General features: G+C 60.0%; 10 protein-coding genes. 2 read left to right on the top strand and 8 right to left on the bottom strand.

Annotated features, from left to right (window positions below; all coding sequences use genetic code 11):
- The gene (locus AACR93_RS14395; protein WP_043851103.1) at positions 1-645 is read left to right on the top strand and encodes an acetyltransferase; all 645 of its coding nucleotides are present in this window, start codon (positions 1-3) and stop codon (positions 643-645) included.
- Positions 646-705: 60 nt separating this feature from the next.
- On the top strand, positions 706-1479 hold the full coding sequence (gene cobB, locus AACR93_RS14400) for a Sir2 family NAD+-dependent deacetylase (protein ID WP_043851104.1): 774 nt from the start codon (positions 706-708) through the stop codon (positions 1477-1479).
- A gap of 50 nt (positions 1480-1529) precedes the next feature.
- On the opposite strand, the gene AACR93_RS14405 is transcribed toward cobB, so the two are convergent.
- The 8 genes from AACR93_RS14405 to AACR93_RS14440 form a co-directional block, all read right to left on the bottom strand.
- A complete protein-coding gene (locus AACR93_RS14405; RefSeq protein ID WP_043851105.1) occupies positions 1530-2546 on the bottom strand; it encodes a substrate-binding domain-containing protein in 1017 nt (338 codons plus the stop codon).
- The gene (gene rbsK / locus AACR93_RS14410) at positions 2546-3478 is read right to left on the bottom strand and encodes a ribokinase (RefSeq protein ID WP_043851106.1); all 933 of its coding nucleotides are present in this window, start codon (positions 3476-3478) and stop codon (positions 2546-2548) included. Before rbsK ends, AACR93_RS14405 begins: the two co-directional genes overlap by 1 nt.
- A gap of 108 nt (positions 3479-3586) precedes the next feature.
- Positions 3587-4462 carry a ribose ABC transporter substrate-binding protein RbsB gene (rbsB, locus tag AACR93_RS14415; protein ID WP_041207819.1) on the bottom strand — a complete coding sequence of 292 codons (876 nt, stop codon included), beginning with the start codon at positions 4460-4462 and terminating at the stop codon, positions 3587-3589.
- 35 nt (positions 4463-4497) lie between these two features.
- On the bottom strand, positions 4498-5466 hold the full coding sequence (rbsC, locus tag AACR93_RS14420) for a ribose ABC transporter permease (protein ID WP_041207818.1): 969 nt from the start codon (positions 5464-5466) through the stop codon (positions 4498-4500).
- Entirely contained in the window at positions 5463-6992 is a 1530-nt protein-coding gene (gene rbsA / locus AACR93_RS14425) for a ribose ABC transporter ATP-binding protein RbsA (protein WP_043851107.1), read from the bottom strand. Before rbsA ends, rbsC begins: the two co-directional genes overlap by 4 nt.
- Positions 6993-7028: 36 nt before the next feature.
- Positions 7029-7448 carry a D-ribose pyranase gene (rbsD, locus tag AACR93_RS14430; protein ID WP_043851108.1) on the bottom strand — a complete coding sequence of 140 codons (420 nt, stop codon included), beginning with the start codon at positions 7446-7448 and terminating at the stop codon, positions 7029-7031.
- Between the two features lie 233 nt (positions 7449-7681).
- The gene (locus AACR93_RS14435) at positions 7682-8299 is read right to left on the bottom strand and encodes a glutathione S-transferase family protein (RefSeq protein ID WP_043851109.1); all 618 of its coding nucleotides are present in this window, start codon (positions 8297-8299) and stop codon (positions 7682-7684) included.
- Between the two features lie 196 nt (positions 8300-8495).
- The gene (locus AACR93_RS14440; RefSeq protein WP_269429853.1) at positions 8496-8903 is read right to left on the bottom strand and encodes an SIR2 family protein; all 408 of its coding nucleotides are present in this window, start codon (positions 8901-8903) and stop codon (positions 8496-8498) included.
- Between the last annotated feature and the right edge of the window lie 62 nt (positions 8904-8965).

Below are 8965 nucleotides of genomic sequence, written 5' to 3' on the forward strand. Positions count from 1 at the left end.
ATGCCCCGCTATCTCTGCTGGCCCATGCAGCGGGAGCGTCTGGCCAAAGGGTTGGAGGGGTGGCCTTATCCGGTGGCCCGCTCGGCCCTGCCGATTGAGATGAATCTATCCGGGGAAGCCTGTCTGCTGCGCGAGCAGCTCGGGGTCGAGCCGGCGCAGATGCTGGCCGCCTATGAGGATCTCAGCGCCCAGAGCATCTATCTGCGTTTCATGCGGGCCAAAAGAACCCCCTCGCCAGAGCTGGTATCACACTTTCTCTACTACAACCCGGAGCAGCAGATTGCCCTGTTGCTGACGGATATGGCGGGACGTCCGCTGGCACAGGCCCAATCCATTCGTCGCCGCCTTCATCCTGATCGGGCTGAGTTTTCCTGCATCGTGGCGGATCACTTTCAGCATCGTGGTGCGGGGCGGCGGATCTTGCTGGCATTGGCGCTGCTGGCCAGAGCCGGGGGGATTGCCGAGTGGACGGCCGAAGTGCTGGCCCAGAATCGCCCCATGTTGCTGATGCTAAAGCGGTTGGGGCTGCCACTGACTCTGGTGACCGGTCGCGAGATGGTCTTCGCTCGCCTCGATTTGAGCGTGCTGGACGAGTGGCTGCCAGCAGAGGTTGTCCACGCCATTACTAAGACCAAGGGCGAATAGAGCCACTTTTTACCCTGTGCTAAGGTCACACGTAATGCGCAGGGAGAGACGGAGCATGTTATGGGGCAGACAATCAAAAATATCGTGATCCTCACCGGAGCGGGGATCTCTGCCGAGTCGGGGATCAAGACCTTCCGCGCCTGCGACGGTTTGTGGGAGGAGCACCGCGTCGAGGATGTGGCAACGCCGGAAGGGTATGCCAGAGATCCGGAGCTGGTGCAGCGTTTCTACAACTCTCGCCGCAAACAGCTCCAGCAACCACAGGTACACCCCAATCCCGCCCACTATGCGCTGGCTCGCCTCGAGCGGCTTTTTCCCGGCACCGTGACCCTGGTGACCCAGAATATCGACAACCTGCACGAGAGTGCAGGGAGCAAGAACCTTATCCACATGCATGGCGAACTGCTCAAGGCCCGCTGTCCCGAGTCCGGTCAGGTGATCGAGTGGCGTGGCGAGCTTCATCAGGAGGAGCTCTGCTCCTGCTGTCAGTTTCCCCAGCCGCTGCGCCCCCACGTGGTCTGGTTTGGCGAGATGCCGATCGGGCTTGATCGCATCTATAGTGCGCTGGCTCAGTGCGATCTCTTTATCTCCATCGGCACCTCGGGGGCTGTCTATCCGGCGGCCGGTTTTGTGCACGAGGCGGGGTTGAATGGTGCTCACACCATAGAGCTCAATCTCGAGCCGAGCGAGGTGGGCAGCCAGTTCGATGAAAAACGCTACGGGCCAGCCTCCCTGCTGGTGCCGGCCTACGTGGATGAGTTGCTTGAAGTGTGTGGCATCCATCAGCCCAAGCAGATCGAGGGGCACAATTGGATGGAGATGCGCGACCGCTAGAGGCGGCGGCAAAGAGAAAGGCGACTGTGAGTCGCCTTTTTTGTTGTTATCTACTTTTGCGCCGACGGCCGGGGGGCGCAGGATTGTCTGATCACCAGGTCGGGGTCGACGGTGATCAGGTGGTCTGCCACCGCTTCGCCGTTGATGCGAGCCAACAGGCGAGTGACGGCGAGGCGTCCCAGCTCCTCTTTGGGCTGGTTGATGGTGGTGAGTGGCGGCGACATGAATTCGGCCAGCGCCACATTGTCGTAGCCGACAATGGAGAGGTCGCGCGGGATCACCAGACCCGCCTGATGAGCGGCACTGATGGCCCCCATCGCCATCATGTCGTTGCAGACAAAGAGGGCGGTGGGGCGTTCGGGCAATGCCAGCAGACGGGTCATCGCCTGATGGCCGCTGGCGCAGTCAAAGTCCCCCTCCTGGATCCAGTCGGGATTGACAGTGAGTCCTGCCTCCTGCAGCGCCTGCTCAAAGCCAGCTTGGCGCTGGTTGGCGGGGGCGCGGCTGTGGGGGCCGGTGATGCAACCGATGGCGGTGTGGCCCAGCTCAATCAGATGGCGGGTCGCCAGATAACCGCCGTGGAAGGAGTTGTCGGCGATAAGATCCACATCTTCGCTGACCAGCCCCCAATCCATCACCACCACCGGCAGGCTCTTGAGCCAGTCGAGCTGGTTGAACACCTCTTGCTGTCCTTCGCTACACATGATGAGCAGGCCATCGACCCGCTTGCGCAGCATCATCTTGAGGTAGGAGAGGGCTGTTTCCGCCTGCCCCTCGGTGTTGCCCAGCATCAGGTTGTAGCCCTGCTCGAAGCAGTAACGCTCCACCCCGCGCACCACCTCGGCAAAGAAGGGGTTGCTGGAGGTGGTGACCAGCATGCCGATACTGTTGGTCTCCTTCACCTTAAGGCTGCGGGCCACCAGACTCGGGGCATAGTTGAGCTCGCGCATGGCGGCGAAGACCCGCTCGCGGGTCTCCTCGGCCACAAAGCGGGTCTCGTTGATGACGTGGGAGACGGTGGTGGTAGAGACCCCCGCCAGCGCCGCCACCTCCTTGATATTGGCCATCAGTGCCCCTGCGCAGTCTGCTCAAGCAGGAAGGTGTCGACCTCCTGCTTGCTCGGGATGGAACTCTGGGCGCCGAATCGGGTGACGGAGAGCGCCGCCGCCCCGTGGGCAAAGCGAACCGCGCTGTGGAAATCGGCACCCGCCAGTTCCGCCGCCAGCAGAGCGCCGTTGAAGGTATCGCCCGCGGCAGTGGTATCCACCGCCTTGACCCGAAAGCCCGGGATCAGCTGTTGCTGCTGGGCGTTGCTGCAATAGACCCCTTGTGCGCCCAGGGTGATCATCACGTCCGCAATGCCCATCTGGTGGAAGCGGACGGCCGCCTCGCGGGCGCTCGCTTCGTCGGTGACTTTTACGCTGGTCAACAGCTCGGCCTCGGTCTGGTTGGGGGTGATAAGGTCGACCAGTGCCAGCAGTTCGCTTGAGAGCGGACGGGCAGGGGCGGGGTTGAGCACCACCCGGGTGCCATGGGCGCGAGCCAGCCGTGCAGCCTCATGGACGCTCTCCAACGGCACTTCCAGCTGCAACAGCAGGGTGTGGGCGTCGGCGATCATCGCTTCGTGGTTTTTCACCACGGCAGGGGTGATGGCGCCGTTCGCTTCGGCGGAGATACCTATGCTGTTCTCCCCCTCATCGCTCACATAGATGATGGCGATACCGGTCGGGAGCTTGGGATCGAGCTCGACGGCGCTCACGTCGATACCGTCTTTGGCAAAACCGCTCTTCATCTGGTGGCCGATGGCGTCATCACCGATGCGGGCGATAAAGGAGACGGGGGCGCCAAGGCGGGCGGCAGCGACTGCCTGATTAGCCCCCTTGCCACCCGGGACAACCTGATAGCTGTGACCGGTCAGGGTTTCACCCGGGCGCGGAAAGTGGGGAACGCGCAGCACATGGTCTGCATTGACACTGCCCAGAACGACGAGACGATTCATGTTGACTACTCCTGATGCATCTTGGCTTGAACACTGTGATTGAGTTAGCCCAAGCCGGGAGGCACCTGAACGAGAGGGAAAAGGGGAGGCGAACCTCCCCTCAAAAACTTACTTGCTGACCACTTGCAGCGGTACCGGAATGGATTTCTCGACCGGCTGGCCTTTAAGCACCTTGTCGGCAGTCTCGACGCCGATGGCACCGATCAGCGCGGGCTGCTGGGCCACGGTGGCGGCCAGTTTACCCTTGGCCACGGCGGCTTTGCCATCGTCAGTGCCGTCGAAACCGACGATCATCACCTCTTTACCGGCAGCCTGCACCGCGCGGATGGCACCCAGCGCCATCTCGTCGTTCTGGGCGAACACCGCCTGTACGGTCGGATGGGCCGCCAGCAGGTTTTCCATGACGTTCAGACCCTTGGTGCGGTCAAAGTCGGCCGGCTGGGAAGCCAGCACCTGCAGCTTGTTGGCCGCCACGGCCAGGGCAAAACCTTCGCCACGGTCACGGGCGGCGGAGGTACCGGCAATCCCTTCCAGCTGAATGACCTTGGCACCGGTACCCAGTTTTTCGGTGATGAAGTCACCGGCCAGCTTGCCGCCCGCCACGTTGTCGGAGGCAATGTGAGCCTTGACCTCACCCTGCGCGGCGCCGCGGTCCAGAGTTAGTACCGGGATGTTGGCGCGGTTGGCCAGACGGATGGCGTTGCCCACCGCTTCGGAGTCGGTCGGGTTGATCAGGATGGCGTTGACCTTGCGCACGGTGAGATCTTCCATGTTGGAGAGCTCTTTGGCCGGGTCATTCTGGGAGTCCAGCACCACCAGCTCGTAGCCAAGCTCCTTGGCCTTGGCTTCGGCCCCCTCCTTCATGGTGACGAAGAAGGGGTTGTTGAGGGTGGAGACCACCATCGCCAGGGTATGGTCAGCAGCCTGGGCGGTGCCCAGCACGGACATGATGGCGGCAGCGAGCAGGGTATTGAGCTTTTTCATCATTTCATTCCTTGTGTGTGGCGTGTTTTACGTTGTTATCGGGTACTTTTGTTGTCGACCATCACGGCAAGCAAGATCACGCTGGCCTTGGCGATCATCTGGTAATAGGAGCTGACATCGAGCAGGTTGAGGGCGTTGTTCAGGAAGCCGATGATCAGCGCACCAATCAGGGTGCCCATGATGCGGCCCTTGCCCCCCATCAGGCTGGTACCACCCAGCACTACGGCGGCGATGGCGTCCAGCTCGTAACCCATGCCGGCGGTCGGCTGGGCAGAGGAGAGGCGGGAGGTGACGATAAGCCCTGCCAGTGCAGAGAGCGCGCCGCACAGACCATACACCGCCAGCTTCACCCGATCCACATTGATACCTGAGAGACGGGTGGCCGATTCGTTACCGCCCAGGGCGTAGATGTAGCGACCGAGGCGGGTGTGGTTGAGCATGAACCAGGCCAGCAGGAAGACGATGGCCATCAACCAGATGGGCACCGGCAGACCGAGCAGATAGCCGGTACCCAGCCAGGCGAAGTGATCGGCGCCATCACTGAAACCGGTGGAGATGGGGCGACCCTCGGTATAGACCATGGTGATGCCGCGCAGAGCGGTCATGGTAACCAGCGTCGCGATAAACGCCTGCACCTTGCCCTTGGCAATGATGAGGCCGCTGACGCCGCCAAGCAGGGCGCCGGCACCCAGGGTGAGGGGCACCACCAGCCAGATCGGCAGCTCCATCGCTACCATAGTCGCCGCCAGCGCACCGCACAGGGCCAGCACCGAGCCAACCGACAGATCGATACCGGCGGTGAGGATAACCAGCGTCATGCCGACCGCCATGATGGCGTTGACCGAGGTCTGGCGCAGGATGTTGAGCAGGTTGTCGACGCTGAAGAAGTTGGGATTGAGCGCGGAGACGACACCAATCAGCACCAGCAGGGCGACCAGGGATTTGTTCTCGATCCACCAGGCCTTGTTCATGATGCCGCGGCGGGGAAGGGTTTGGGTTGTCATTGTGCTGCCTCTTGCTCTGCTTGCCACTGTTTACCGACTGCCGCTGCCATCAGCTTCTCCTGATTGGCATCGCGGGTGTTGAACTCTGCGCTGATGCGCCCTTCGTGCATCACCATGATGCGATCGCTCATGCCGAGCACTTCCGGCATTTCGGAGGAGACCAGAATGATGCTCATCCCCTCCTTCTTGAACTGGTTGATCAGCTGATAAATTTCCTTTTTCGCCCCCACGTCGACGCCGCGGGTCGGCTCGTCGAGGATCAGCACCTTGGGCCGGGTCAACAGCCCCTTGGCGATGGCCACCTTCTGCTGGTTGCCGCCGGAGAGCAGCTTTATCAGCTGATCCTGACTCGGGGTCTTGATGTTGAACAGACGCACATAGTCGCTCACCGCCTGCCGTTCGGCCTTGCCGTCGATCTTGCCGTTGCTGATGAACTCGTCGAGGGCGCAGAGACTCATGTTTTCGCGCACCGACAGCTCCAGCACCAGCCCATCACCTTTGCGATCTTCGGAGATATAGGCGATGCCAGCGGCCAGGCCATCGGCCGGACTGGTTGGCACCAGCGCGTGGCCATCTACCGTGATTTCACCGCTGCTGACAGGGCTGGCACCGTAGATAAGCTTCATCAGCTCGGTACGACCGGAACCCATCAGGCCGCTAAAACCCAGAATTTCCCCCTGACGCAGGGAGAAGCTCACCCCGCGCACGCCAGGGCCGGCCAGATCCGTCACCTGCAGGCTGACGGGGCCGAGCTCGCGCTCAAGACGCGGGTACTGCTCTTCCAGTCGGCGACCCACCATCATCTCGATGATCCTGTCTTCATCCAGATCGCTCACCGCCTTCTCGCCAATCCACTTGCCATCGCGCAGCACAGTGACCCGATCGCAGATCTCGAAGATCTCCTTGAGGCGATGGGAGATATAGACGATGCCGCAACCCTGCTCACGCAGCTCGCGGATCACCTTGAACAGCTGCTCTGTCTCGGTATCGGTCAACGCATCGGTCGGTTCATCCATGATGATGACGCTGGCATCGAACGACAGCGCCTTGGCGATCTCCACCATCTGCTGTTCGCCGATGGAGAGATCCCCGAGTCGGGTATCCGGCCCGTGTTTGACGCCAAGTCGCGCCAGCAGACCGTTCGCCCGCTCGCGCAGCTGTTTGTGGTCGATGCTGCCAAAACGGGTACGGGGTTCGCGACCGAGGAAGATGTTGGCGGCAATCGACAGCTCCGGCAGCAGATTCAGCTCCTGATGGATGATGCTGATCCCCTGATCCTGAGAGTCGCGGGGCCCCTTGAAGTGAACCGCTTGACCGCGGTAGCTGACGCTGCCCGTATCGGCCTGATAGATGCCGGTCAGCACTTTCATCAGGGTGGATTTGCCGGCGCCATTTTCACCGAGCAGGGCCATCACCTGGCCCGGATAGACCCGCAGACCCGCTTCGTCGAGGGCGCGCACACCGGGGAAGGTCTTGACGATCCCGGTCAGCTCCAGAATGGGGGAGAGGGGGGAGGTTGTGCTCATTTGCAGCTTCCTTGAAGAGGCCTTCTTTGAAGAATGTCAGAACGCCACACCGGCGCAGAGGATAAGGTTGGCGTAGGGAGTCACCTCGCCGCTGCGCACAATCGCCTTACTCTGGCGGGAGCGGGTTTTGAACTCCTCATGCAGGCAGTATTCGATGGCGATGGGCTTGCCCTGGGCGGCTGCGTGCGCTTCAAGCTGATCGACCAGCGCCTGATGGGCGGCGTGGCTGATCTGCTTGATCTCGCTTGCCATGATCACCTTCTCCACCACCAGATCGGTGAGCAGGGCGGTCAGTACGGTTTCAAGGCTGGGCGTCCCCGCCATCAGCGCCAGATCGATCCGCTCCGGACCTGCCGGAATGGGCAAGCCTGCATCGCAGACGGTGATCTCGTCGGTGTGGCCCATCTGTGCCACCAGAGCACTCAGGGGAGCATTGAGCAGTACGCCTCGTTTCATACAGCACCTCATCAGGCCTTGGCCCGTCAATCTGTGAACCGCTAGGCAACCGGTTACGCAACCGGTTGCGTCATGGCGCAAAGATAGGCTTTTTACCGGGGAAGGGCCACGGCAAAACCACGGAAATGTGAAAACGATCTCAAAGGCGGGAGAAGAAGTGCAGGGGAGGAGGCAGGAAGGGTGTCAGCAGAGCCCTGACACCCTTGTTATTTATCGAGCTATTGATTTTATGGTTAGTTGGCCAGTACCTTGGCGACCGCCGGACGGCTCAGCATGCGCTGATAATGCTCGGCAACCTTGGGGAATTCACTGATCTCGACCCCATCGCTTTTCAGCCAGCCAGCGACCACAAACAGATAGATATCCGCCACGCTGAACTGCTCGCCCAGCACCCAGGGACCTGCCAGATAGTGCTGCTCAATCTGGGCAAAGCCATCGCGCATATTGCTGGCGACTTTCTGCTGCATGGCGGCAATGGCCTGCTCGTCATCGGCCCAGCGGCTGCCACGGCGACCATGGGCGTGGGAGACATGCACAGTGGAGGCGAGGAAGCTGTTGACCTCCTGCATGCGGGCCAGCAGGAACGGGTTGTCCAGCGGCGCCAGTTTGGCATCAGGGAAGCGCTGCGCCACATAGAGCAGCAGGGCCGGGGTCTCGGTCAGGGTGCCCTGCTCGGTGATCAGGGCAGGCACCCGCCCTTTGGGGTTGATGGCAAGATACGCAGGATCACGCTGCTCCCCTGCGGCGAGGTTGACGAGACGGGGTTGGAACGAGGCATTTGCTTCCAGCAGGGCAATCTGTACGGCCATGGCACAGGTGCCGGGAGCGAAATAGAGGGTCAGATCGGACATGAATACTCCTGATTGGCTCAGGCCACCCGCGATATCGGCGAAAGATTGCTTCGCGGAGCACCACGGGCAGTCATGAAAAAAGAGAGGGGGGCAACGCTTGCCCCCAACCAAGCTACACCCCTAAGGGATGATGAAAAAGTGCAGAATTAATCGACCTTACAACCTTATCGATAGCTGCGGCTTATTTACGCTTCACTCACCAATTTAGTGAATCTCGTAGCTCACTGGTTCTATATTCTTCAACTTTTTCAACGAGTGCTGCGAGTGACTCTGTAAGTTCAGCATGCCCATTATCAGGTAGATATTCTAGGAATTTTATTCTCATAGAGTCTGATGCAATAGATAAAACATCAGGAGGAACTTCACCTGCTGGAATAGTCATAAAATGAAATGGTGTACGGCCATGAGCAAGCTTATCATCTTCAAAAAGCGTTCTAATGTCTGGGTCATCTGTTCCACACCCTAAAAATAGAAATGTGTGTGTTAAGATGAGGGACTTTAAAATCTCATAGAATAGTATGTATTTAGTCCTTGCCTCAGCATAATCTTGTCGTGTAAATATAAGGTTTTTTGGATTGTTTGCTGAGCCATAAGTTTTCAATATTAGTCTGTTGTTGCCACCTAATAAATAGTTGGCCGTGTCCGGACTAAATAACTGATCCTAAT

This window comes from Aeromonas sp. L_1B5_3 (genome assembly GCF_963866575.1).
GTDB classification, from domain to species: Bacteria; Pseudomonadota; Gammaproteobacteria; order Enterobacterales; family Aeromonadaceae; genus Aeromonas; species Aeromonas jandaei.

Coding starts and splice junctions, on each gene's coding strand:
- AACR93_RS14395 (WP_043851103.1), top strand. CDS start 1: ATGCCCCGCTATCTCTGCTGGCCCATGCAGCGGGAGCGTCTGGCCAAA.
- cobB (WP_043851104.1), top strand. CDS start 706: ATGGGGCAGACAATCAAAAATATCGTGATCCTCACCGGAGCGGGGATC.
- AACR93_RS14405 (WP_043851105.1), bottom strand. CDS start 2,546: ATGGCCAATATCAAGGAGGTGGCGGCGCTGGCGGGGGTCTCTACCACC.
- rbsK (WP_043851106.1), bottom strand. CDS start 3,478: ATGAATCGTCTCGTCGTTCTGGGCAGTGTCAATGCAGACCATGTGCTG.
- rbsB (WP_041207819.1), bottom strand. CDS start 4,462: ATGAAAAAGCTCAATACCCTGCTCGCTGCCGCCATCATGTCCGTGCTG.
- rbsC (WP_041207818.1), bottom strand. CDS start 5,466: ATGACAACCCAAACCCTTCCCCGCCGCGGCATCATGAACAAGGCCTGG.
- rbsA (WP_043851107.1), bottom strand. CDS start 6,992: ATGAGCACAACCTCCCCCCTCTCCCCCATTCTGGAGCTGACCGGGATC.
- rbsD (WP_043851108.1), bottom strand. CDS start 7,448: ATGAAACGAGGCGTACTGCTCAATGCTCCCCTGAGTGCTCTGGTGGCA.
- AACR93_RS14435 (WP_043851109.1), bottom strand. CDS start 8,299: ATGTCCGATCTGACCCTCTATTTCGCTCCCGGCACCTGTGCCATGGCC.